The organism is Paenibacillus sp. AK121, from assembly GCF_019042715.1.
In the GTDB taxonomy this organism is placed as follows: domain Bacteria; phylum Bacillota; class Bacilli; order Paenibacillales; family Paenibacillaceae; genus Paenibacillus; species Paenibacillus polymyxa_C.
On record NZ_JAHPJM010000010.1, the window covers coordinates 51,266 to 75,592 of the forward strand.

21 protein-coding genes are annotated in these 24,327 nt (G+C 44.8%); 15 read left to right on the forward strand and 6 right to left on the reverse strand.

All coding sequences use genetic code 11. The features are described 5' to 3' along the window. The first annotated feature begins 110 nt into the window (after window positions 1–110). Window positions 111–1,328: a macrolide family glycosyltransferase gene (locus KSP24_RS17540; RefSeq protein WP_216976045.1), complete on the forward strand. Its 1,218-nt coding sequence runs from the start codon at window positions 111–113 to the stop codon at window positions 1,326–1,328. A gap of 146 nt (window positions 1,329–1,474) precedes the next feature. On the opposite strand, the gene KSP24_RS17545 is transcribed toward KSP24_RS17540, so the two are convergent. Both KSP24_RS17545 and KSP24_RS17550 read right to left on the reverse strand, forming a co-directional pair. Then, window positions 1,475–2,701 (reverse strand): sugar efflux transporter, encoded by a 1,227-nt coding sequence (locus tag KSP24_RS17545; RefSeq protein WP_216976047.1) that lies wholly within the window; start codon window positions 2,699–2,701, stop codon window positions 1,475–1,477. A gap of 105 nt (window positions 2,702–2,806) precedes the next feature. After that, entirely contained in the window at window positions 2,807–3,589 is a 783-nt protein-coding gene (locus KSP24_RS17550; protein ID WP_216976049.1) for an alpha/beta fold hydrolase, read from the reverse strand. A 187-nt stretch (window positions 3,590–3,776) separates the two neighbouring features. Between KSP24_RS17550 and KSP24_RS17555 the strand changes: the two genes are divergently transcribed. The 3 genes from KSP24_RS17555 (at window position 3,777) to KSP24_RS17565 (ending at window position 8,230) form a co-directional block, all read left to right on the forward strand. Then, window positions 3,777–5,369, forward strand: coding sequence for an alkaline phosphatase family protein (locus tag KSP24_RS17555; protein ID WP_216976051.1), 1,593 nt, complete (start codon window positions 3,777–3,779; stop codon window positions 5,367–5,369). 229 nt (window positions 5,370–5,598) lie between these two features. Next, window positions 5,599–6,888 (forward strand): arsenic transporter, encoded by a 1,290-nt coding sequence (locus tag KSP24_RS17560; RefSeq protein WP_302054368.1) that lies wholly within the window; start codon window positions 5,599–5,601, stop codon window positions 6,886–6,888. Window positions 6,889–7,054: 166 nt separating this feature from the next. After that, a complete protein-coding gene (locus tag KSP24_RS17565; RefSeq protein ID WP_216976053.1) occupies window positions 7,055–8,230 on the forward strand; it encodes an alanyl-tRNA editing protein in 1,176 nt (391 codons plus the stop codon). Window positions 8,231–8,242: 12 nt separating this feature from the next. Here the strand turns inward: KSP24_RS17565 and KSP24_RS17570 are convergent, their stop codons facing one another. Next, window positions 8,243–8,944 carry a YoaK family protein gene (locus KSP24_RS17570; protein WP_064963612.1) on the reverse strand — a complete coding sequence of 234 codons (702 nt, stop codon included), beginning with the start codon at window positions 8,942–8,944 and terminating at the stop codon, window positions 8,243–8,245. A 192-nt stretch (window positions 8,945–9,136) separates the two neighbouring features. Then, complete coding sequence (locus KSP24_RS17575; protein ID WP_064963611.1) at window positions 9,137–9,655, reverse strand: DJ-1/PfpI family protein; 519 nt, start codon at window positions 9,653–9,655, stop codon at window positions 9,137–9,139. A gap of 149 nt (window positions 9,656–9,804) precedes the next feature. Between KSP24_RS17575 and KSP24_RS17580 the strand changes: the two genes are divergently transcribed. After that, on the forward strand, window positions 9,805–10,197 hold the full coding sequence (locus tag KSP24_RS17580) for a winged helix-turn-helix transcriptional regulator (protein WP_013373187.1): 393 nt from the start codon (window positions 9,805–9,807) through the stop codon (window positions 10,195–10,197). Between the two features lie 168 nt (window positions 10,198–10,365). On the opposite strand, the gene KSP24_RS17585 is transcribed toward KSP24_RS17580, so the two are convergent. Further along, window positions 10,366–10,701: a winged helix-turn-helix transcriptional regulator gene (locus tag KSP24_RS17585; RefSeq protein ID WP_013312049.1), complete on the reverse strand. Its 336-nt coding sequence runs from the start codon at window positions 10,699–10,701 to the stop codon at window positions 10,366–10,368. A 256-nt stretch (window positions 10,702–10,957) separates the two neighbouring features. On the opposite strand from KSP24_RS17585, the gene KSP24_RS17590 reads away from it, so the two are divergent. The 6 genes from KSP24_RS17590 to KSP24_RS17615 all read left to right on the forward strand — a co-directional run bounded on the left by KSP24_RS17590 (window position 10,958) and on the right by KSP24_RS17615 (window position 20,080). Beyond that, a complete protein-coding gene (locus KSP24_RS17590; protein WP_216976055.1) occupies window positions 10,958–12,055 on the forward strand; it encodes an FAD-dependent monooxygenase in 1,098 nt (365 codons plus the stop codon). 83 nt (window positions 12,056–12,138) lie between these two features. Beyond that, the gene (locus KSP24_RS17595; RefSeq protein WP_040102821.1) at window positions 12,139–12,903 is read left to right on the forward strand and encodes a GTP cyclohydrolase II; all 765 of its coding nucleotides are present in this window, start codon (window positions 12,139–12,141) and stop codon (window positions 12,901–12,903) included. Then, a complete protein-coding gene (ribD, locus tag KSP24_RS17600; RefSeq protein ID WP_216976057.1) occupies window positions 12,900–14,000 on the forward strand; it encodes a bifunctional diaminohydroxyphosphoribosylaminopyrimidine deaminase/5-amino-6-(5-phosphoribosylamino)uracil reductase RibD in 1,101 nt (366 codons plus the stop codon). The genes KSP24_RS17595 and ribD overlap by 4 nt, the downstream gene beginning before the upstream one ends. A 563-nt stretch (window positions 14,001–14,563) precedes the next feature. Continuing rightward, the gene (locus KSP24_RS17605; protein ID WP_216976059.1) at window positions 14,564–17,488 is read left to right on the forward strand and encodes a glycosyl hydrolase; all 2,925 of its coding nucleotides are present in this window, start codon (window positions 14,564–14,566) and stop codon (window positions 17,486–17,488) included. A 40-nt stretch (window positions 17,489–17,528) separates the two neighbouring features. Beyond that, window positions 17,529–18,158 (forward strand): class I SAM-dependent methyltransferase, encoded by a 630-nt coding sequence (locus KSP24_RS17610; protein WP_216976061.1) that lies wholly within the window; start codon window positions 17,529–17,531, stop codon window positions 18,156–18,158. An 803-nt stretch (window positions 18,159–18,961) separates the two neighbouring features. Then, window positions 18,962–20,080, forward strand: a complete 1,119-nt coding sequence (locus KSP24_RS17615; RefSeq protein WP_216976063.1) for a slipin family protein — start codon at window positions 18,962–18,964, stop codon at window positions 20,078–20,080. A gap of 60 nt (window positions 20,081–20,140) precedes the next feature. Here KSP24_RS17615 and KSP24_RS17620 read toward each other — a convergent pair whose 3' ends face one another. Beyond that, window positions 20,141–20,554, reverse strand: a complete 414-nt coding sequence (locus KSP24_RS17620) for a chemotaxis protein CheW (protein WP_216976065.1) — start codon at window positions 20,552–20,554, stop codon at window positions 20,141–20,143. Window positions 20,555–20,829: 275 nt separating this feature from the next. On the opposite strand from KSP24_RS17620, the gene KSP24_RS17625 reads away from it, so the two are divergent. From KSP24_RS17625 to KSP24_RS17640, 4 genes are all read left to right on the forward strand, one after another. Then, window positions 20,830–21,765, forward strand: coding sequence for a DNA-binding transcriptional repressor DeoR (locus tag KSP24_RS17625; RefSeq protein ID WP_216976067.1), 936 nt, complete (start codon window positions 20,830–20,832; stop codon window positions 21,763–21,765). 209 nt (window positions 21,766–21,974) lie between these two features. Continuing rightward, window positions 21,975–22,637: a deoxyribose-phosphate aldolase gene (gene deoC, locus KSP24_RS17630; protein ID WP_216976069.1), complete on the forward strand. Its 663-nt coding sequence runs from the start codon at window positions 21,975–21,977 to the stop codon at window positions 22,635–22,637. 30 nt (window positions 22,638–22,667) lie between these two features. After that, a complete protein-coding gene (locus tag KSP24_RS17635; protein ID WP_216976071.1) occupies window positions 22,668–23,063 on the forward strand; it encodes a cytidine deaminase in 396 nt (131 codons plus the stop codon). A 75-nt stretch (window positions 23,064–23,138) separates the two neighbouring features. After that, the gene (locus KSP24_RS17640) at window positions 23,139–24,317 is read left to right on the forward strand and encodes a NupC/NupG family nucleoside CNT transporter (RefSeq protein ID WP_058831037.1); all 1,179 of its coding nucleotides are present in this window, start codon (window positions 23,139–23,141) and stop codon (window positions 24,315–24,317) included. Window positions 24,318–24,327: the final 10 nt, after the last annotated feature.

Genomic DNA, 24,327 nt, shown 5'->3' on the forward strand with positions numbered 1-24,327 from the left:
GCATAACAGGTGGTAATAAACTCGAGTCTAATGTACATCTTGTTCGTAATCATCATGAAAAAACCTACAATTATTTTTAGTTGAACATATTATTATGTTGGAGGTGTAGGATGGCACGTGTGTTGGTTATGATCACGCCTGCTGAAGGCCATGTTAATCCGTCCTTAGGATTAGTGAAGCAGCTGGTTGACAGAGGTGAAGAAGTGGATTATGTGTGTTCAGAGGAATTTGGTACGAGAATTCAACAAACGGGAGTAAACCTGATCACCTATTCATTTAGTGTGGATGCATTTATTCATAATCCTGTATTAAAGCCGGCTGAATATAAACATCATTATCAATTCGTGAATATGATCGTTAAAGGTTTGATTGAACCGATTATTCCAAAGGTCATGAAAGCAATTGAAAATAAGGTGTATGATTATTTGATTTATGACTATTTGATGGGTTGGGGAGGCAAAATTATAGCAGAGAGGCTGGGAATACCTGCGGTATGCACGATCTGTTCGTTTGCTTTCGTAGAGCCTCTGGGATCTGATCAAGGCTGGGATGATAATAACATAAAAGTGAGAGAGCTTTATGATGACACCATGAAAGTAGTACATCAATTAGCTGAGGAGTTTCAGGTTTCCGTCCCCGCTATGGATGAACTCGATTCACATTCCCACAGCCTAAAGGTCGTGTATACAAGCCGTTATTTTCAACCGCAAGCTGAAAAGCTGGATGATAGTTATATTTTTGCAGGTCCATCTATTGTACCTCGTAAAGATGCACCCTCTTTTCCGTTCGAACAGCTTCGTGCTTTGTATCCGCAGGTTGTTTATATATCATTGGGAACTATTCTTAATAGAGATTTGGAGTTTTACAAGCTTTGCTTTGAAGCATTTCGCGATTTGCCTGTGCAATTTGTACTTTCATCAGGCCAATATGCGGAGATGGAGTTATTGGCAGACAATATCCCGGACAATTTTATGATCAAGCCCTATATTCCGCAGCTGGAAATGCTTCAGCGTGTAGATGCCTTTATTACACATGGGGGAATGAACAGTGCAAGCGAAGCCTTGTATTACAACGTGCCGATGGTTCTGGTTCCCATGACATCGGATCAACCGATCGTGGCCAATCGGGTACAAGAGCTGGGAGCGGGTATTGCTGTGAATAAAAATGAGCTTACACCCGCTATCTTAAAAGCTGCTTTGGTAGAGGTTTTAAATCAAGCCATCTATAAACAACAGGCGCATGTAATTGGCCAATCACTACGTCAGGCTGGCGGTTATACGTATGCGGCTGATGCAATTATGAGTCGTTTCTCTACTATAAGAAAATAGGATGCGAGAAAAATAGGGTGCGTGTGCGGAGGCTTACGATGTAACCAATCTGGACCATGCATGGCATGATAGCATAACAAAGCAGCACGTAAACGGACTTCAGGTTCTCGTCCAGATTACGTGCTGCTTTTTGTATTGGTGCTGTCCTATAGACTGTGATTTCTTTCTTGTAGAGTAGCCGAGTTGTGAAACTCTAATTTTTTTGAAATCGCGAGCAGACCAAGGCAACAGAGGATCAGGAATAAGCATACCCAATAGGAGTTTCGATAACCCATCCATTGAGCGAACAATCCGCCCATCAAGCTCCCCGCCAGTCTTCCGATCGTTGTCGCATTGGAATACAGTGTCGAGGCATATCCGGGCAGAGATGGCAATAAATCCTGCATGTAGCTGATACCAATGGCTGATATCACTGCAACAAAGAAGGCAAGAAGAAGCTGTCCCACGAATAGCTGCCACATCTCCGTAGACATAAGGACGAGGAGATAATAGACAACGCCTGTTAGAGCCCCTAAAAATATAAGCAAACGGTTGGAGTATTTGGCCGCTAGTACGCCCAGCATGAGCATCAAGGGTATCTCTAAGATTGCGCAAATACTGGATACTAGGGCAACGTCATTCGTGTCACCTTTTAAATTGTGGATGATGAACAAGGAAATGTTCAAACTATTCATCCAGTGAGACGTATAAAGCAGAGTAAGAACTACAAAAGGAATCAGAATTTTAATATTTTTATGTAATGAAATGTGATGAAGTGAAAGTTGATCCTTATTTTTAGCTTGAACAGGAGGCTGCTTGATAAAAAAGAATAGAAGAACGGCAATAAGTACAAAAATAGAGGTCGTACCGACAAAAATACCTTTAAAGCCCGTATGTGCAATCAAGAAGGAACCAAAGAGCGGCCCGGTAATAAAGCCAAGAGAAAACATAGAACGAAGCGTTGAATTCGCAAAGGCATGATCCGCAGATTTACTGCGATCTACCGCCTCACGTGCACTGGCAAATAACTGTGGCATCCCAGGGGCGCCAATTGCCGTAAAGACAGTCATATAAATAAAAAGTACATAAAAATTTTGGATTACAAGATATCCTGCAAAGGCTATGGCATTAAATAACGTACAAATCACTAAAATTTGTTTGCGATCTAACCCGGTATCGGAGCGTTTGGCAATAAGGGAGCTTATCCATATACCACAAATCAAAGTCACCGCTGTAAACACACCAAAGGTTCCCACAGATACGCCAAGTGTACTTGTAAAATATACAGCTAAAAAAGGTGCACTTATAGAAATAGCCATGCCTTGCAATAACATACAGATCATAAATAGCGGGTAGTTAGGGATAAAGAAAAGATTTTGAATACGCTTTAGCATTTCATTTTTACACCCCTTTAGATTTAGAAGCAGAACTTACATACCTATCCAACCTAAACTATATATGACTTTAGCATAATTTGTATATTTACATTGTATAAAATATTATAAGTTATTTTCACTGAAGCGATCTATGAACTGCTTGATCAGTTCATTCAATGTTCCAGCGGTCTTCGTAGGGAGGCGGTGATCGGCTTTTTTAATGAAAACAAGCTCACTCTTCGGTAATTGCTGATGCAATATGTTGGCATAAGGATGAAAGTGTTTATCCTCTTCACCATAAACGAGCAGGACAGGAAGATGGATTTCCCCGAGCCGTGAGGTACAGTTATACTTCAAGCTGTAACGATAATATTGTTCGACATTCCCGGGATGGCTCTGCTTCGCATCGTTGAATAACTTACGGAACAAAGGTAGCTGTTTCGTTTGTGACCAAGCAATCGAAAGCGCAATCGTACCGACTGCGCCGATTTTGGAAAGAGCAATGCCCAAAGAAATTTTGTTTCTTAGGCGCCAATCGTTTACTTCCGACATTCCACTGATAACAATGCCTCCCCATGCTCGGTCTGGATAAGCCAAGAGGAATTCAAGTACTATCGAGCTGCCGGTAGAATATCCACACAAAAAAACTTTGTCCAAGCTCATCCGGTCCATCAAATGTTTAATATCCTGGGCGATGAGAGGGTAAGTAACCGTTTGTTCGGAAGGTTGACTTTTACCGTGTCCTCTGATATCAAAAGCTACAGTTCGAAAATCGGGCGATAGTCCTTGGATTTGGTATGTGAAATTTAAACTTGTGAGTACTGGAGGGTGGATAAATAGGATGGCCATTCCTTCACCGGAATCAATATAGTGCATCGAGTATCCGTTTATGCTTGTAGTAGTCATTGTTATGCTCTCCCTGAATGGTTTTGATCTTAAATTTGGCTTATTAGATTCAAAAAATTCATGGAGTTGTAACTTTGATTGCATGAGACCCCTTTTTTTTCGATGATCCAATGTAGGAATAATTTTTTTACTGCAAGAAAAAATAAGAGGATCAAGAGGACTGTTTTTCTAAGAAGGGGACACACACATGGGCATAAAAAATAAAGTTACCATTGTACTAGTGCTAAGTTTATTGTTGTTGATCTTGGGCTGTAGAGCGGACTCCAGTCAACAGCTAAAGCAACAGAGCGTGAACCCACATATCACAGTAAAGCAAAACGGCAAAAAACCTGTCATTGTGATCTTGATTGATTCTTTAATGGATAAGCCTTTGCAAAAAGCAATTCAAGAAGGCCGTGCACCCGCAATGCGATTTCTACTTCATCAAGGGCAATATTTCCCGCAGGTAGTGAGCTCATTTCCCACGATGTCTGTAACAATCGACAGTACATTATTAACGGGAACGTATGCTGACCAACATCATGTGCCTGGTCTCGTTTGGTACAGCGACCAAAAGAAACGCATGATTCTCTACGGCAATGGTGCCAAAGAAGCCTTAAAGATAGATCAACTGCAAGTATTTAATGACGCTATATACCAATTAAACCAAGTTCAATTGAACAAAAAAACGAAAACAATACATGAAGAATTAGCTGACAAAGGAAAAGAATCCGCGTCCATCAATGCTATTGTTTTTAGAGGAAGAACGAAACATGCCCTCAAAGTGCCTGACTTCATAGCGAATAGCAGTAGAGTGCCAGAACAAATGATAGTCACCGGGCCTAAATGGTTATCCTATGCAGCTCTGGCACAATTGAATCCGAAAAATAGCTGGAATACTCCTGTGTGGAAAAAATTCGGGATGAACGACGAATTTTCCGCAAAAGATACCGCTTTTCTAATCAGTCAGAAAAAACTTCCAAACGTAACCATCACATACTTTCCTGAGAATGATAATTTGGCGCATAGAAAAGGCCCGACTCAACTGAAGGGAATTGAAAAAGCCGATCAAGCACTACAAACTGTGTTGAACGCATACGGTTCGTGGGAAGAGGCTGTAAACAGTGCGATATGGATTGTCATGGGCGACAGTGCGCAAAGCGCTGTATATGATGATCGACAGGCAGCGACTGTTGATTTAAGGTCTCTTTTAAGCCATTACCGTATTGCAAAATTAAATCAACCCGTAAGAAGTGATGACCAGATCGTGATTGCCGCTAATGAACGGATGGCCTATATCTATGCAATAAACGATAACGTAGAGTTATCCGATGTGGTGAAGTCTTTACAAAAGGAGAACAAGCTCGACATTATCGCTATGAGAGATGGTACAAACCATATTCATGTTACAAAAGGCAAAAAGGGTAAATTGTTTTCTTATCGTCCCGGTGGAAAATATATGGATGAATATGGACAATCGTGGACATTATCGGGCGAAGAGGACCTTGTGGATATTACGGTAAATAATAACCGGATCCAATATGGAAAATATCCAGATATTTTGGCGAGGCTACACGGGGCAATGAATTCGCATGAGGGAAGATATGTTGTCGTCACGGTCCAACCGGGATACGAACTCGTCAGCGAAAGTTCCCCTACTCACATCGGAGGGGGAGCCCATGGATCGCTGCACGAAAAAGATTCCCTTGTTCCACTAATTATTTCTGGAACGAATACACGGCCCAAAACACTGCGTATTGTGGATATAAAAGACTGGATTCTGCAATTGGTGAACAAATAAGTATTGAGCGTTCTTGATATTAAAATTGAGCACTATTAGTATGTAAGCATTAGTTATATAATCGAAAGGGGTCACACCTTGGATCTAGGTTTGTAGCCGATTGCATTTTGTGGGCCGGATTCCTCAGCCTGTTCATGCTAAAGACTGTTCCGTTTATCTTTCTCAAGGGATAAACGGTTTTTATATAAGTATATATTTATAAGGTAATGTAATGGAGGTTTTTAGAACATTGATTTTTTTGGCATGCATTATATTCTTAGTCACTTTAGTATTGGTCATCTGGCAGCCTAAACATCTGTCCATTGGGTGGTCTGCGTGCGGCGGTGCCATACTCGCCTTGCTGGTGGGGGTAGTGGATTTGCATGATGTTTGGGAAGTTACTCGAATGGTCTGGAATGCAACACTAGCTTTTGTCGCCATTATACTGATTTCATTAGTCCTTGATAAAATTGGTTTCTTCGAATGGGCAGCACTTCACATGGCACGGCTAGCCCGTGGAAGCGGAACCCGGATGTTTGTCTATGTGAGCCTGCTGGGTGCCGTAGTTGCTGCCTTTTTTGCCAATGACGGCGCGGCTTTAATTTTGACACCAATTGTACTGGCGATGGTTCGGGCACTGAAATTGGATGAGAAAATGGTATTTCCTTTTATCATAGCGAGCGGATTTATTGCAGATACGACATCGCTTCCGCTTGTAGTCAGCAACCTCGTTAATATTGTGTCAGCCGATTTCTTTGGAATCAGTTTTATGGAATATGCGAGTCGTATGATTGTACCAAATCTGTTTTCCTTAGCAGCTAGTATCGTGGTACTGTATCTCTTTTTTCGCAAAAAAATTCCTAAAACGTTTGATGCGACACAGTTAATCACGCCTGCAAATGCGATAAAAGATCCAAAGATGTTCCGTATGTCCTGGGTCGTTCTCACAATATTGTTGGTTGGCTACTTTGCATGCGAATTTTTTGACATTCCCGTCTCGGTGGTGGCTGGTATCATTGCCATCCTTTTCTTGCTGATGGCTAGAAGAAGCCCTGTTGTACCCATGAAAGAAGTCATCAAGGGAGCTCCATGGGCCATCGTATTTTTCTCTATCGGGATGTATGTGGTGGTGTATGGTCTGCGTAATGCCGGTTTGACGGATCTGCTGTCCCATGTGATTCAAGCGGCTGCTGATCAAGGTATGTTTGTAGCCACCATGGCCATGGGTTTTATTGCGGCGATTATCTCGTCGAGTATGAATAACTTGCCCACGGTCTTGATTGATGCACTTGCCATTAATGCCACTCATGCAACCAGTATGGTCAAAGAGGCACTGATTTATGCTAACGTCATTGGGTCGGATCTTGGACCAAAAATAACTCCAATCGGTTCATTAGCCACATTGTTGTGGCTACATGTACTTCGTTCCAAAAACGTAAAAATTTCTTGGGGCACTTATTTCAAAACAGGCATCGTCTTAACTATTCCTACACTTTTTATTACCCTGCTGGGCTTATACCTATGGTTAATCATTTCATAATAGAGCATTAAAGAATTTATATATCTATGCGAGGGGAAAGAGATCACCGATTTGTATCGCTAAAGGTTCAAGCTATTCACTACATTGATATTTAGAATGATGTGCTTGATAATAAGTGATTATCGGACGAGACAAGACAAAGATACCCAAAAGTGAGGGACCTGAAATGGCGACAAAATTATATTACACCGCTCCAAATTTGACGGAGTGGGACACTCATATTACACAGAGCATGGAAAGAGACGGGGCATTTTTTGTTATGCTTGAGGAAACGGCCTTTTATCCGCATGGCGGAGGTCAGCCGTGTGATACAGGAACGATTCAGGGCATCCGTGTATTAGATGTTGTTCTGGAGGATGGGGACATTTGGCATCAGGTAGAACGTTTGCCGAACGAGGGAAAAGTGGCCTGCCAATTGGATTGGGAGCGCAGATTTGATCATATGCAGCAGCATAGCGGACAGCATTTGCTGTCAGCGGTTTGCCTGGAGCTGTTGGGTGCGCGTACAGAAAGCTTTCATTTGGGACAAGAGTACGCCACAATTGATGTCAACTGTTCGGAAGTAACATCTGCGCAGCTATCGGCAATCGAACAGGAAGTAAATCAGCAAATCTACAATAACCGCAGCATAAAAAGCTATTTTGTAACCCATGAGCAATTGAAGGACATTCCGCTTGTGAAAATGCCTAAAGTGACGGAAAATATTCGGATTGTTGAGATCGAAGGCATTGAATATAATGCTTGCGGTGGTACACATGTGGCTCAGACCGGGGAAATTGGAATGATTAAATGCTTGAAATGGGAAAAGCAAAAAGGGATGGCGAGAATCCATTTCAAATGTGGTGCTCGCGCACTCCACGACTTTAATGATAGTGTTCGGATTTTGGACGTGTTATCTGCGAAGTTCAATACTGGGCGAAAGGATATTTTGACTCGATTCGAAAAGTGGGAGCAGGAGCATAAGCAGCTCAAGGCACAAGTAGAGCTCCTACAAGAGGAAAATGCATCGTACCAGGCGAAAGAGTTGTTGTCTGCTGTACAGGGGCATGTTCTTGCTTATGTATTTGAACAAAAATCCATTCAGGAGATGCAGCAATTGGCTGCCAAGTTGACCGCTGAGCATGATTTGCTTGTTTTATTTGCCACAACGGCCGAAAATAAAATCTTTCTGGCACATAACGGTACCCAATCTGTTAGCTGCGGAGCGTTTTTGAAAGAGAATCTGGGCGCGTTTCAGGGCAAGGGGGGCGGTAGCAACCAATCTGCTCAGGCAGCATTTTCGTCCCGCGAGAACCTCTTGAATTTCTTTGAAACGGCCCAGCGGCAGTTCATTCAGGGTTAATGTAATGGAGGATTAGTGACGAAGCGGCAGCTTCCACTTTTCCTCTTCTGTAAATAAAATGAAAGAAAAAATAAGTGCAACAACAGCGCCCCAAATGGCTTTATCCCCAATCGTCAAAGTCAGAAATCCCCCCAGCAAAGCTCCTAGCAAGAAGGCGGCCAGGATGACACCATAGCGCATCGCTCGAATGGCAGCGTTCGTATCCTTGGTCGTTATGGCGATATACATAGCCTCTGTAGCTGATCGGAGATTACCGGTACTGACCGTGGAGGTGTACGGCACATCAATGAGCTTGCGGAAGGAAGTCATTTGTACGGAAGCGACGAACGAGACGATCACCACCACTACCGTATTGGGAACTCCTTGCGGAATCAGTCCCACGATGAAAAAAATTGCTATTTCCAGTAAAAGAATAGCGCGGGTCCAGTCTGGAGTTAGACGGTGGATTGATTTTCGTTTAATCCCTTCAGCAACAAAAACGCCCAGTGAAAAGGCGATCAGGGGCGGGATATAGGATAACGCCTGAATCCAGTGCCCCTGAATGACTTTGACAGCCAGTAGCACGATATTTCCTGTCTGTGCGTTGGCGAAAACACCGCCTCTTCCAACAAAGGTATATGTGTCCAAAAAGCCCCCTACTAATGATAGTAAGGCGCCCAGTCGTAACGATTCGGACGTTACCTGATGTAAATGGATTTTGCCTTTCATAAACACGGCATATAAGCCTCCTATGCTAAACGTCGATTCTTTAAAGCTAACACGGAAATCCAGGACCATACAATTAAATTAATCACTTAAGCATGAAAATGACACAAAGAAGCCACATCAGGTCCCATACAATAGAAAGGACGTGATGCGGCTTGTTGGAGTGCTGTTTAAAGTGCCATCTGTACTTCGAGAATGTGCTTATTGCAGAGCTTGAACGAGGGCTCTACCAAACTCCTGTGCACCATCTGGACCGTCGGCTGTAATAATGTCGCTATGCGCAACGACATGCTGAGCGACATATTCGGCTTGATGCGCTTGGAGCTGGTCCTTTTGTACATCCACTGGATAGCATGTAGCTGTTCTGCCAGAGAGCAGTCCGGTTTGAGCCACGGCTACAGAGCCTGCACAGATGCCAGCCACTAAAGTCTTTTGCTCATGAGTTTGTTTCAGCAGAGCTTGGAGATCTGCATTATTCCACAGATGATCATTCGTTCCTGATCCGCCGATTACAGATACCAGATCATAGTCAGCCAGCACAGCGTCTGTAAAAACAAGATCAGCCGTCGCTTTACCATTGTAGTCACCAATAATTTCGCCTGTTTTTGTACTGGCTAGTGTCACGGTAACGCCTGCTTGTTCCAGCGCTTCTTTGGGTTTGAATAATTCATCCTCATTAAAGCGCTCTGGGGGTATAATAAAAAGAGCCTTTTTACTCATACTCTATTCCTCCTTGAATGTGTAACGTTATCTACTATTGTAGGGTGGCTTCGTCAGGCTGTGAAGAATGCACTTTCAAGTACGGAGGTTACCTGCAGGTTACTATTAATGTGCAAGATCATGATGATTTAGAAGGAGTTAATTGATATATGTCTGATACGCTGAGAGACGAAATACGGGAGAAAATTGTAAACGGAGACTACAACTGCGAAAAGGAACTAACGCTATCTGTGCTAAGCGGTAAATGGAAGGTCGTTATTTTATGGCATCTGGGTGTGGAAGGGCCGCACCGGTTCAGTGACCTGCAAAGGTTGTTTCCGAAGCTGTCGCATAAAGTGCTGACCAACCAACTGCGGGAGTTGATGGAGGACGGTATTGTGCACCGGGAAGTGTATCCCGAAGTGCCCCCAAAGGTGGAGTATTCGATGACTGCGCTGGGGATGACGATTTTACCGATTGTGGAAATGATGTATGAGTGGGGGAAAAAACGGGTGCAATCGATCCGTGAGGAAATGCAACGCAGCAGTGAGGGAAACGTTTAAATTCTGAATGCGATCTAAGAAGGACCTTTAACGCTCCGTCATATGAAAATTAGAACGCCTTGCACGATAAGTACGAATTGTACCTAGAGCAAAGGCGTTCTTTGGCATGTTAGCAGTCAGTGTCTTTTTATCATGTTAGTCTAGGAAAAATAGTAGTGCCCATATGGATCATTGCTGTTCAAGTGCTGGTAGAACCTCAATCCAGCGTGTAGCCCAAGTACCGATATGGTCAAATAAAGGAGCTAAATCGCGACCCTTATCCGTAAGGGAGTATTCAATCCGTACAGGCTTCTCAGGATAAACCATACGTTGTATGATTCCTTCCTCCTCCAGCTCTTTCAAACGGTCCGAAAGGACCTTTCCACTTAAATTAGGAATTGAATTCTCAATAGCGACGAAACGTTGCGGACCATTCGTTAGTTGAAATACGATCAACACCGTCCAACGCTTGCTCAGTAGCTCCATAGCCTTTTCAAACCGTGGGCACATCTGCGGAATGTTCATGTGATCACCTCATGCTTCTATTATTAACGATTCACTGTTAAAAGTAAATGATTTTACTTTACATAAATTTATTACTTGACGAAATGGTATGATATAAATATACTTTGTTACATAAAGTAACTTGTTAGCTTTGCTACGGAGCTTAAGATATTAATACTTAAAATTTGAACATAATTTGATATTATTAATGACGTAATTAAATGAACAGATACGAACTAATCGTTGAGGTTATGGTTTGGGCGCAGGGGGAAGTCGGATGAAGCTGGAATGTGAAGTGTGCGTAGTTGGAGGAGGCCCCGCAGGGACTTTGTTATCCTGTCTACTGGCGGAGCAGGGTGTTTCGACGATATTGATTGAGCGGCAGAGCGTGCCCGGAAAGGCTTTCCGCGGTGAAATTTTAAACGATGAGGGTCAGGAAGTGATCCAAAAGCATAAGCTGCTCGAACAAATTCATGAGGATCATATTCTCGCCTCCACAAGAATCGAATATTGGCAGCATCAGCAGCAGATCAAAACGGTCGAGCCAACTTCAATCCATGGTAATGTGGGAGTGCATATTCCACAACCTCGATTTTTGGAGGCGCTGCTCAAGCAGGCGTCCACCTACGAGTCCTTCCGTTACCTGGCAGGTACAACTGTGACTGCATTGGAAGGTGACAGCGAGCAGGGATACACGGGCTTGACCGCCCGCGATAAGAACGGTCATGAGATTACGATTCACAGTTCTTTGATTGTGGGAGCAGACGGACGATATTCGACTGTACGCAAGCTGGCGGAGATGCCTGTGACGAACATTCGCCACGGCTATGATCTGCTATGGGCTAAAATCGCGGCACCTGCCGGGTGGGAGCCCGTCACTCGTCTGGCACTGGTCAACGGAGGCCAGTTGGCTTTATTTTCACAGGCTGAGGGTTATATTCAAATTGGCTGGAATGTGGAGGAGGGGAGCTTTTCCACCCTGTTTAAGCAATCTTTTGAACCATTTATACAGCTGTTTACGGAGGCTTTTCCGGATTTGAAGCATAGTGTTCATGATCACATTCGTTCATGGAAGGACTTCGTACCGTTGGATATTTTCAGCAGCCGCAGTGACACATGGGCACAGAACGGACTGGTCCTGATTGGAGATGCGGCGCATACCATGACACCCACGGGAGCTTTTGGCTTGAACGCTGCTTTGAAGGATGCCGATGTGCTGACCAGTGAGCTTCTTCGTTTACGCCAGCAGATATATACCGCAGAAGACCTAAAGGTTTTCGAAGACGGACGACGACAGGCTGTCACCGAGCTTCAGGAGCGTCAACTGACCATGGAATCCACGTTTCATGAACATTTTTTACACATAGTTCAATGATATAACACCCTGACAACAACGATTAGCCTGAGAAATACAGGACATTTCATATATAAAGTTTATATAAAGGATGGTGCAGAAAGATGAATCAAAAAGATGTAGCTACGCTACTTAACGATAAAATTCAAACTATTCGTGGAAAGCAATCTTCGACGATTTTGGTAGGACCGATCAAGCTGCCAGTTAATTTGGAAGGGGAAACGATTGTTTTTCAATGGTATTGCTGGTTGCCTGTACGGGATGAGGAAGATCGTCAGGACTTACTGAATGCCAATGCTGAGACGATTGTGAAGCGATTGTCCACACTGAATTTGGCGGAGGGACAACAATCAAGTGTATTGGTGTACGGTGATCTCGAGCAGTCAGAAAATGCATTAGTTCGCATGCATAGTATTTGCCATACTGGAGATATTTTTGGTAGCAAGCGCTGTGACTGCGGATTTCAACTCCACCAGTCGATGAAAATGATTGTGGAACATGGAACAGGTGCATTGTTCTATCTAGCAAATCATGAAGGTCGCGGGATCGGTTTGTTTAGTAAAGCCATGGCTTATATTCTGCAAGAAGAAGGCATGGATACCGTCGAAGCCAACCATCAGTTGGGTTTTGAAGATGATACACGCAATTATGCGGATGCCATTAGTGTGCTTCAGCACTTGAGACAAAAACCAGTAACTCTGATTACAAATAACCCTAAAAAGCTGGATGCCTTGAAGAAGTCAGGTATGAATGTGGCGGGGCGTATGCCGCTCTGGGGCGATGTGTCGCAATATAATGAACGGTATTTGAATACAAAAGTAGAACGATCCGGCCATTTGCGGGATTCCGATCTCAGGGAGGTTCTATGAACACTCACGAAAAATATATGCGTCTGGCACTGGAAAATGCCAGAAGTGCCAAAGGGCAAACAGAGCCGAATCCGCTCGTTGGATCAGTCATTGTCAATAATGGCCGTATCGTTGGGATCGGCGCTCATTTGAAGCCTGGCGAGCCCCATGCCGAGGTTCATGCATTGCGTATGGCAGGGGAACATGCTCAGGGAGCGACGATCTATGTAACGCTGGAGCCATGTTCCCATCACGGCCGGACAGGCCCGTGCGCGGAAGCGATTGTGAAGGCTGGCATTCGTCGGGTGGTGATTGCAGCACTGGACCCGAACCCGCTGGTTTCCGGCAGAGGGGTACAGATTTTGAAAGATGCAGGCATTGAGGTCATTGTCGGAGTATGTGAGCAGGAATCCATCCGTATGAATGAAGTGTTCAATCAATATATCGTGAACAAGCGTCCTTTTATTACGATCAAATCGGCAGTAACGCTGGACGGTAAAATTGCAACGCGAACCTCTGAAAGCAAGTGGATCACATCTGAGGCTGCACGGGAGGATGTGCATCGTCTTCGTCACGAGCATGTAGGCATCCTGGTCGGTGTACAGACCGTGATTCATGATAATCCTCAGCTTACGACTCGTCTACCAGAAGGACGGAATCCGATTCGTATCATTCTGGATAGTAAGCTTCGTATTCCATTGGATGCTCGTGTTATTACAGATGGAGAGGCGCCTACCTGGATATTCACAGGGCGGACTTACGATAAAGGCAAGCGAAGCCAGCTGGAACAGCTTGGTGTGAAGGTATATCCGACACAGGATGAATATAGTGATCGGGTCAACCTACCGCAAATGCTGGACATTCTGGGGGCGGCGGAGGTCTCATCGGTATTCGTAGAAGGCGGGGCCGAGGTGAACGCTTCGTTCGTGCAGCAAGGATTGGCAGACAAGCTGGTGTTGTATATAGCGCCGAAGCTGGTTGGAGGGAGCTCCGCCCCGGGTTTTCTCGGGGGAGAGGGCGTGTCTGCGATGAGCGACGCGGTGGCATTGCAGGACTTGAGCGTGACGCAGGTTGGCGTGGACTGGAAAATAGAAGGGTATTTTGAGCGAGGAAAATGAGTCAATTGAGGGGGAAGAAGGCTCCGCGAAGGGGTTGATCTTCCGATCGCTACCGCTTCTCCAGATTCAATCCCTCCGCTCCGCTGCTGCCCACCGCAAAGTCACTCATTTTTCGAAATGGTGTGTGGAGCATGGGGAATGAGCATAAGAAACAAAAACTCAAAAACTCAAAAACTCAAAAACTCAAAAACTCAAAAACTCAAAAACTCAAAAACTTAGAAATTCAAAAGACTGAGAATCGAATCTGAAGGGCTAAAAGGCCTGGAGGGTTCTTTTTTTATATATTAAACGATTAGTAGGATGAATGATTAATGGGGTGAATAACTCATAAGGTGAATGTCTTATGGGGTGAAACCAGATAACATAATTACACAATACTTGGGGTTTTCGTCCTGTTTTCTTATGTATTTTTAGATACTTTCGCCTCATTTAGTTAAAATTTAGAAATGAAAGGATTGACCTGGAAATAGTGATCAAGCACAATGAAGTTGAATTCAGCTTGGAAGAAAAGGGGAAAGGCTTGCAGGGAAAGGGATAAGAGAATTTAAAGGAGGATGTTGGTTGTGAAGAAAATGATATTATGCTTGTTAAGTGCCAGTCTGATGTTTTTAGCTGCACCGGTTTCTACTAAAGCCTTTTCGGGTGAGGTCACACAAGGCACAGGCTCATATTTAACCACATTACCTGCCGGAGCAGCTACACCGCAAAACGAAATTTATAAGACAGCGAATGTAACCAGCCCAATGCCTACCAACGACTGGTGGAGCAGCTTGGCCTGGGTGCCCTACTCCGAGGCTCAATATCCGCATCCACTTGCCTTGAAAAATCAACAAAACGGTCTGCGCATCTTTAACCCAAGCGGTAAAATTACGGTCAATCCGGGATACATCGCAGGCTGGATGGATAATGTGAACGATTTTACCATCGGTCATTCTGTAAGCGCTTCATTCCCAGATGCCAAGGTGGATGGTTTCAGTGATTGGTTTGTTAAATCCTTATTTCAAAGCGGCAGCAACAAAATGAGCGCTACCTATGGACATGGCTCTCCCTATGTTTTTTTTGAATTTGGCGGCGGCAATCCGAAGCTCTCGTTCAATGAGGTGCCAGAGGTCTGGTCCGGCTCAGCTACCTCCCCAGTGCTTGGCATTACAATCAATGGCTCACACTATGGTCTGTTTGGTCCTTCCGGCAGTACCTGGTCTGGCCTTGGATCGAGTACTCTGATTAATCAATTAAACGGGAAAAGCTATTTTACAGTGGCGGCTTTGCCTGACAATACAACAGCGACCTTGGACAAATTTCAGCAATACGCCTATTCTTTTGTTACAAACTCCAAAGCAGAGTACAGCTACAACGAAGCCTCTTCCGAGGTAACGACCACCTTTACCGTTACAACAACTGCGAAGCAAGGTACACAAGCGGGCACTATTTTTGCCTTATATCCACATCAGTGGAAAAACTCATCACAGTCCCTGCTGGGTTACACGTACAATTCTGTACGCGGCCAGATGAAAACGGCGGAAGGTGCTTCTTTTCAAACAAAGATGAAATTTACAGGTGTACTCCCTTCTTTGCCCGATTTGGGATCTTATGATAAAAATAAGTTGAACAGCTATATAGACGAGGCGAAAGCGGAAGTCTACTCTGGAGACAGTGACACGTACTGGACTGGAAAACGTTTGGGCAAGCTGGCAGCGCTGGCGCCAATTGCCGACCAGGTTGGCAATACCGCAGCAGCGACCCAGTTCCGCAATGAGATCAAAAGTCGGCTGCAGGATTGGTTTAAGGCTAGTGACAGCTCAGGAAAGCTGAAAAGCTCGAATCTATTTGTGTACAACAGCAATTGGGGAACATTAATCGGTTATCCCGACAGCTTTGGCAGTGCAGTAGAATTAAATGACCATCATTTCCATTATGGATACTTTATTAAGGCTGCGGCCGAAATTGCACGGGTGGATAAGAGTTGGGCATCCAATTCACAATGGGGACAGATGGTGCAGCTGCTCATTCGCGACATTGCCAATACCGACAGATCTGATTCGAAATTTCCGTATTTACGTAATTTTGATCCCTATGCTGGTCACACCTGGGCTTCCGGTCATGCTAAATTTGGCGACGGCAACAATAATGAATCCTCCTCGGAAGCGATGAATGCTTGGGCCGGTTTGATTTTATGGGGCGAGGCGACGGGAAATACCCAAACTCGTGATCTGGGCATCTATCTATATACAACGGAAATGAATGCGATTAACGAATATTGGTTTGATGTACAAGGCACAAACACCCCTTCAGGGATGCAAAGCGCGACGGCAAGTATGATCTGGGGTGGTAAAACGGTGGGGAATGCAACATGGTGGACCAATAACCCCGCAGAGGTGCACGGTATCAACTGGCTGCCGATTACCTCGGCTTCCTTGTACCTGACACAATATCCGGAATATGCGGCTAAAAATTTTAGCAATCTGCTGCAAAAAAGCGGAGGGAATTTCAGTCCGTGGGAAGATATTGTGTATATGTACAGGGCGATTTCGGACCCGTCCGATGCCAAGGCCAAATTCAGTGCACGCGTAGCGACGATGACACCGGAAGCTGGGAATTCCAAGGCGAATGCCTACCACTGGATCTATAATTTGGATGCTGTAGGCAACATCGACCGCAGCGTCACCGCCAATTCACCTATTTCTGCCGTATTTCATAAGAACGGTGTAAAAACCTATGTGGCCTACAACTTTACAGACCAGGTCAAAACAGTAACCTTCTCAGATGGACACAGCATTACCGTGCAGCCGAACAGCTTTAATACCGGAAATGGAAACGGCGGCGGCAATCCGCAACCTGATACAGAAGCTCCATCAAGCCCGGTAAATGTGCGAGCTACGACCAAAACGGCTTCGGCGGTCACTCTGGAGTGGGAGGCAGCCACAGACAATGTTGGCGTTACGGGGTATATCGTGTATAAGGACGGGGCTCAGGCGGCAAAAATAAACGGTACTTCCGCTTCAATTACAGGACTGGTTGCAGCTACTACTTACAGCTTTACCGTTAAGGCTCAGGACGCAGCCGGTAACTTATCTGCAGCCAGTCAAGCTGTTTCGGTAACTACAGAGCCAGCATCTGGCGGCAATGAGGGAGGCGGAGAAACGGAGGATTACACTGTACGGTCCCGCTTTGTCAGCGATCATGAAGCACTGCTTCAATTTACTCCCAAAACAGCCTCCGCCTATGTTGACGTGCATTATACTTTATCAGGTGGACAACAGCTCAATTACCGGATGACCAACAACGCTGGTGTTTGGGAACAGCGGGTTACAGACCTCTCCATCGGGAAGGCCGTCAGCTATTGGTTCACCTATGAAAAGGCGGGATTGCAATATGAGACTCCTTCATTCAGTTATACCCACCAGACTGCAACTACAACAACAGGAGTTTCCGAGATTTCTGCTACCGACGCGTTGAACACCTCCCAGCCCGGGCTTGCTCCTGAATAAATAAAATTTTGGATGATATAAATATAGAGGAGATAAAGGTATGACAGAGTTTTGGGAATCCAGTTTTATAGAAAATCAAATGATGTGGGGCTTTGAACCTTCAGACTCAGCAATCCTGACAAAGGACTTTTTTCTTGCAAACAACGTTAAGGATATATTGATACCTGGTATTGGATATGGTAGAAATGCCAAGGTTTTTGTTGATAACGGAATAGATGTAACAGGTATTGAGATTTCAAAAACAGCGATTGATTTGGCGAGACAAAAAGAGCTTAATATTAGTATTTTTCATGGCTCCGTAACGGATATGCCTTTTGATAACAAGCTTTATGACGGTATATTTTGTTATGCACTTATTCATTTGTTGAATAAGCGTGAGAGAGATAAGTTTATTAGAGATTGCTATCATCAACTAAAGCCAAACGGATATATGATTTTTACTACGATTTCCAAAGAAGCTCCAATGTATGGAAAGGGAAAACAGCTAGATAAAGACTATTTCGAGATCATGGAAGGGGTGAAAATGTTTTTTTATGATTCTGACTCAATAAAACAAGAATTCGGAAAATATGGACTAATAGAAATTTCCGAAATTGTTGAGCCACATAAAAATATGGAAAGTAAACCTCCATTCAAATTTATCATGGTAAAATGTCAAAAAGAGCTATAAGGTGAATGGTAAGAGAACGACACGAGGGAAGCAGTTATGCTTCCTCCGTGTCTTTTTTTGTTTTTTATGGGGTCGTAATACTTTCGCCATGTTCGTGAATGCAAGGGTGCGTAATAATGATAAAGGCTGATGCAGGAAGATATTACCGAGGCGAGGATTTCCAATGGTCCCGCAGTGCCTGCCCTGATCGGGTCAGGTATCCTGTAAATCTGATGCATCCACCAACATTAAGGGTTCGATTCCCAATCGCCTTCCACGCGACTTCTGGTAGAGTATTCGAATGATCGAATAAAACAATGAAAAGACCCCAATAAGAGCATCCCATGTCTGGTCTTGATGACAGATACCGGGGCGACGGCTATGCGGCCAGCGGATACCGGAGAGAGCAAGCGCTGACAGGACCCGAGGCTTCGGGAATACGGATTCACAGTCGATGTTGAGCTGGTGAATTCCATCCCCGGAACACGGGAACAGGCGGCCCCTTTCTTTTTCCTTAAGCTTGGCCCCGCCCTTCATTCCGGAGGGATGCTCTGTAAGGGTCCACCCCCTGCTACAACAAATAAAAATAAATCCTCATTTTAAAAATATGTTTTGACTCAACGTGCGAATAAGCGGAGCGGTCCGTTTGAATCTGGAGAAGCGAAGCGTTCGCCTTTGTCCCTGAATTTTAACCCTATAAGGGGTTCATCAAATCCAAAAATTCAGGGGCAACAGCGATCGGAAGATCAAATGGAACGTGGAGCCGCTACACGCGGAAAATGTACATTTTTAAGTTGAGGATTTTTAACACTAGGAGTGATATGATGTTTAAGAAGATAACGATTAAATCCGATGAGCGCGGACTGCTGTTCAAAAAAGGAAGTTATCACAAGTTGCTGCACCCAGGGACTTACCTATTGAAGACATTTCAGCAGGAAGCCGTTGAAATTTTAAATGTATCCGACCCTTTTTTTGTACCAGATCACGATATTCGTTTGTTTTTGACAGATCCTCTATTGCTGGAGCAATTGACTGTCATTGATGTAGAGGACCATGAATATGTGTTGCATTATGAGGATAATCGGTTTGTAGAGCTGCTGACAGCAGGGAAATATGCATTTTGGAACATGCTCAAGGAGCATCGTTTTGTTCGTGCAGATACGCGGCAGCCTGCAATTGATAAGTCTTTGGGGCAAGCATTCTTGTCCAAGACACCGGGCTTCTGGAAAGCCCTTCAGGTGGCCAGTCATGAATTGGGATTTTTGTATTACGATAATGTGCTGCAAGGTGAACTAAAACCAGGCAAATATTATTTTTGGTTGTCCACGGTGAATACAGAGATCAAAACACTAGATATGCGACAGCAGCAGATGGACCTGATGGGACAGGAAATCATGACTGAGGACAAAATCACGCTGCGCCTTAACTTCGTCTGTCAGTACCGTATCATCGACCCGCTGCGGGCATTGGAATTTCGGGCATACGAGGAGCAAATGTACATTACGCTTCAACTGTTGTTGCGTGAATATGTAGGCACAATGAAGCTGGATGATTTGCTCAAAATGAAGCAGGAAATTGCGGAATATGTCTTGACTCGACTAAATGAACAGAGCGACGAATATGGAGTGACTTTTACGTCAGCAGGGGTGAAGGATATTATTTTGCCGGGGGATATCAAGGATATCCTGAATACGGTGCTGTTGGCAGAGAAGAAGGCGCAAGCTAACCTCATCACACGACGTGAAGAGACGGCATCCACTCGTAGTCTGCTCAATACGGCCAAGCTGATGGACGAAAACGCCACCCTTTATCGTCTCAAAGAGCTGGAATTCATGGAAAAAATCTGCGAGAAGATTGGTACGATATCGCTGACTGGTGGAAATACGCTGCTGGAGCAGCTGAACACGTTGGTTCATATGAAAGAGGGGCAAGGGCTCCAATAACGAAAAATACTCCCGAACGATGAGTGCAAGCTGGCTCAAAGTTCGGGAGTGTTTTTTATTTTAGTTCGTCTTGGTGGATGCGAGAAAAGCGTCCATATCGATCAGCGGAATGAGAGCACCCCGATGCTCCATCACAGTAGGAAACAATTCGCGTTGCCATTCTTCCTCATTGTTTTGTAGCTGACTGTCTTCAGCAGATGCCGTATCCTCTACCTGATCGACAAGCAGGGCAATCTTCGCACGACTGAGCAAAATCATTTTGTCCTCGGAGGAGTCGCTCGATGCGGGAAGAAGCAGTTTTTTGCGTAGATTAAGGATTGTAAATACATCACCACGAATGGTCACCATTCCTTCATGCCATGCTTCGGAAAAGGGGAGCGGCGTCCCTTTTTTGGCATTCATGACTTCTTCTACTTCCAGAAAGTTTAACGCGAACTTCTTGTCCGCCAGACTGCACACAATAAATTCAGACATAGCAATTCTCCTTACATATTCAGATAAGTCCATCACAAGTTGTGAACTGGCGGTAAATTGGGTTAACTATTGCGTTTTGACAGATGGAACGATAAAGTGGAGGATGCGGTAAAATGGTTTTAGTTAATCACAGAATATCACAAACGAGCAGTTAAATCTTCCAAAATAACAGCCGAACGGACAAAGCGTGGCTTCGAGTTTCCCTGCATATATAATGTTGGGGCTAAGGCTATGTCCGGTGGCACTACATTTTAAGATAAGCGGGTTGAGGTAGAATGGATCATGAAAAGCAGCGATTAAGTATCGAGGCAGCCAGATTATACTATCTGAACGACTATAGCCAGCAGGATATCGCGGTCAGACTTGGGGGTTCACGTCCTACAGTATCGCGGTTACTTCAGGCTGCCAAGGAACAGGGATACGTGCGGATCAGTATTGTGGACCCGATGGAGGATATGGACGCGCTCGGAGAGCAGGTGAAAAAGAAATACGGGCTGGATACCGTGCTGGTCTGTTATTCGCCATTAAATGAATATCAGGAGATCAAGAAGCATATTAGCAAAAAAGCAGCCGATTATTTGCATGAAACGGTACAGGATGCTGATATTATTGGAGTGACATGGGGAACAACCATGCATGCGGTGGCGCTTCATCTCCAGCAAAAGCAGGTCAAGGGAGTCGAGGTGGTTCAGCTCAAAGGAGGCGTAAGCCATTCACATGTCAACACTTATGCCGTGGAAACTGTGAATTTGTTCGCAGAAGCCTTTAACACCATCGCTCGGTATTTGCCGCTGCCCGTGATTTTCGACAGTCAAGCTGTTAAGAGAATGGTCGAGAAGGATCGGCATATCCAGCGTATCATTCAACTTGGCAAGCAGGCGAACATTGCGGTGTTTACGGTGGGTACGGTCAAGGAGGATGCGCTGCTGTTCCGATTAGGATACTTTAACCATGAAGAGCAGAAGCTGCTGCAAAAGATCGGCAAGGGCGATATTTGCTCGCGCTTTTTTGACGATGAGGGCAACATATGCAGTCAGGAAATCAACAGTCGTACCGTTGGAATTGATTTACCTGAGCTGCGAAAGAAGGAGAAGTCCATCCTTGTAGCTGGAGGTCAGCGCAAAGTAGAGGCCATTCGGGCATCACTGCGTGGCAAGTATGCGAATATCTTGGTGACGGACCAGTTTACGGCACAAGCACTTTTGCAATAGAACATGTTGGCCTCAATTCAATTAAACATGGTTACGGCGTGTGCCTACAGGGTAACATGAATTGTAGGTGAACGGCCTGTGTACAAGCGTGAACATAATTTCAAAATGTGTTTTACATATGTTCAGAGCCGTGCTATGATGATCTCATCACAGAGAAATAAACGATTCATTTTCTTCACACTATTTATTAAATGAAGGAGCTTTTAGATATGAACATTGCAGCATTAATCGACCATACATTGTTGCGTGCAGATGCGACGAAGGATGAAATTACAAAACTGACTGCTGAGGCAAAAAAATACCAGTTTGCTTCCGTGTGTGTGAATCCGGCGTGGGTAGCTTATGCAGCCGAACAGCTCGCAGGCACAGGCGTGGCTATCTGTACAGTTATCGGGTTTCCACTAGGAGCCAATACATCGGCAACGAAAGCGTTTGAAACGAAAGATGCTATTGCTAACGGTGCAACTGAAATTGATATGGTTATTAACATAGGCGCTTTGAAGGCGCGCGATGTACAGCTCGTCGAGCAGGATATCCGTGCGGTTGTGGAAGCGGCTGCGGGTAAACTGGTAAAAGTGATTATCGAAACCTGCCTGCTGACAGACGAAGAGAAGGTACTGGCGTGTGAGCTGTCCGTCAAAGCTGGAGCGAATTTTGTGAAAACTTCGACGGGTTTCTCTACAGGTGGAGCTACTGTGGAAGACGTAGCCTTGATGCGCAAAACAGTAGGACCTGATATTGGTGTTAAAGCTTCTGGTGGCGTACGTAGCCTGGAGGATGTGCAAAAATTAGTAGAAGCTGGCGCAAGTCGGATCGGTGCAAGTTCCGGTGTGAAAATCATCGAGGGCGAGCAATCTACATCTTCCTACTAAGTTTATTTTAAAGTCATGGAGGGATTCGGGATGAAGGATCAATTGATTCAGAAAGCGCTTGAGGCGCGCAAACAGGCATATGTTCCGTATTCTAATTTTCAAGTAGGTGCTGCGGTTCTCGGGAGCGATGGCACGGTATATCACGGATGCAATGTGGAAAATGCCTCCTACGGCTTATGCAACTGTGCAGAGCGGACAGCGATTTTTAAAATGGTATCCGAAGGCTGCCGAAAAATTGATTCGATTGCGGTTGCAGCTGATACGGAAGGGCCTGTGTCTCCATGTGGGGCCTGTCGTCAGGTCATTTCCGAATTTGCTCATCAAGATACCAAAATTTATCTGACAAACCTTCATGGCAATACGGAAGAGTGGACGGTGGATCAATTACTGCCGGGTGCCTTTCGACCTGCGGATCTGGGGAAATAAAAAAAAGAATGCCTCTTTGGGGCGCATTCTTTTTATGGGCAATGTAAGCGCTTAATGTAATGAGGGGGAATTGAAATGAAATATGTAATCGCTTTGGTGGGATTGCTTGTTGTATTTGCACTTACTTACGTTGCCAGCAGTGACAAGCGTAAAATCAGGTATCGTCCGCTGATAGTTATGGTTGTTCTGCAAGCAGCGCTTGCTTTCGTATTGCTGAATACAGAGATTGGTGAAATTCTAGTTAAAGGTTTTGCAAAAGGTTTTAATAGTCTGATTGGTTATGCTATGGAAGGGATTAACTTCGTTTTTGGCGGAATTGCGAATGAAGGAGCAGCACCGTTCTTTATCGGTGTACTGCTGCCAATCGTCTTCATATCCGCGCTGATTGGGATTTTACAATATGTAAAAGTGCTTCCTTTTATTATTAAATATATCGGGCTTGTCTTGAGCAAAGTAAACGGAATGGGTAAACTGGAATCCTACAACGCTGTAGCTTCGGCTATCCTGGGTCAATCCGAGGTGTTTATTTCCGTTAAGAAACAAATTGGTCTGCTGCCAAAACACCGGCTGTATACATTGTGTGCATCTGCGATGTCTACGGTGTCCATGTCGATTGTGGGAGCCTACATGCAAATGTTGAACCCCAAATATGTGGTTACCGCATTGGTGCTGAACCTGTTTGGCGGCTTTATTATCGCTTCCATTATTAATCCGTACAAGATTGAGAAGGAAGACGATTTACTGGAGGTTCAAGAGGAAGAGAAGCAGTCCTTCTTCGAAATGCTCGGGGAATATATAATGGATGGTTTCAAGGTTGCTATTACGGTAGCCGCGATGCTGATCGGTTTTGTGGCGCTGATTGCCATGGTTAACGGTATTTTCTCCTGGTTGTTTGGTATCAGCTTTCAGGCGCTGCTTGGCTATGTGTTTGCACCGTTCGCCTTTGTTATGGGGATTCCGTGGAGCGAGGCAGTGCAGGCAGGCAGCATTATGGCTACCAAGCTCGTATCCAACGAATTTGTGGCTATGCTGGATCTGACCAAGCAAACAGGCTTGTCCGAGCGTACGATCGGGATCGTATCGGTATTCCTCGTATCCTTTGCAAACTTCTCGTCCATCGGTATCATTTCCGGGGCTGTGAAGGGTCTGCATGAAAAACAGGGAAATGTAGTGGCCCGTTTTGGTCTGAAGCTGTTGTACGGGGCGACGCTGGTTAGCGTGCTGTCGGCAACGATTGCAGGGTTGTTTTTGTAAAAAAAACAGC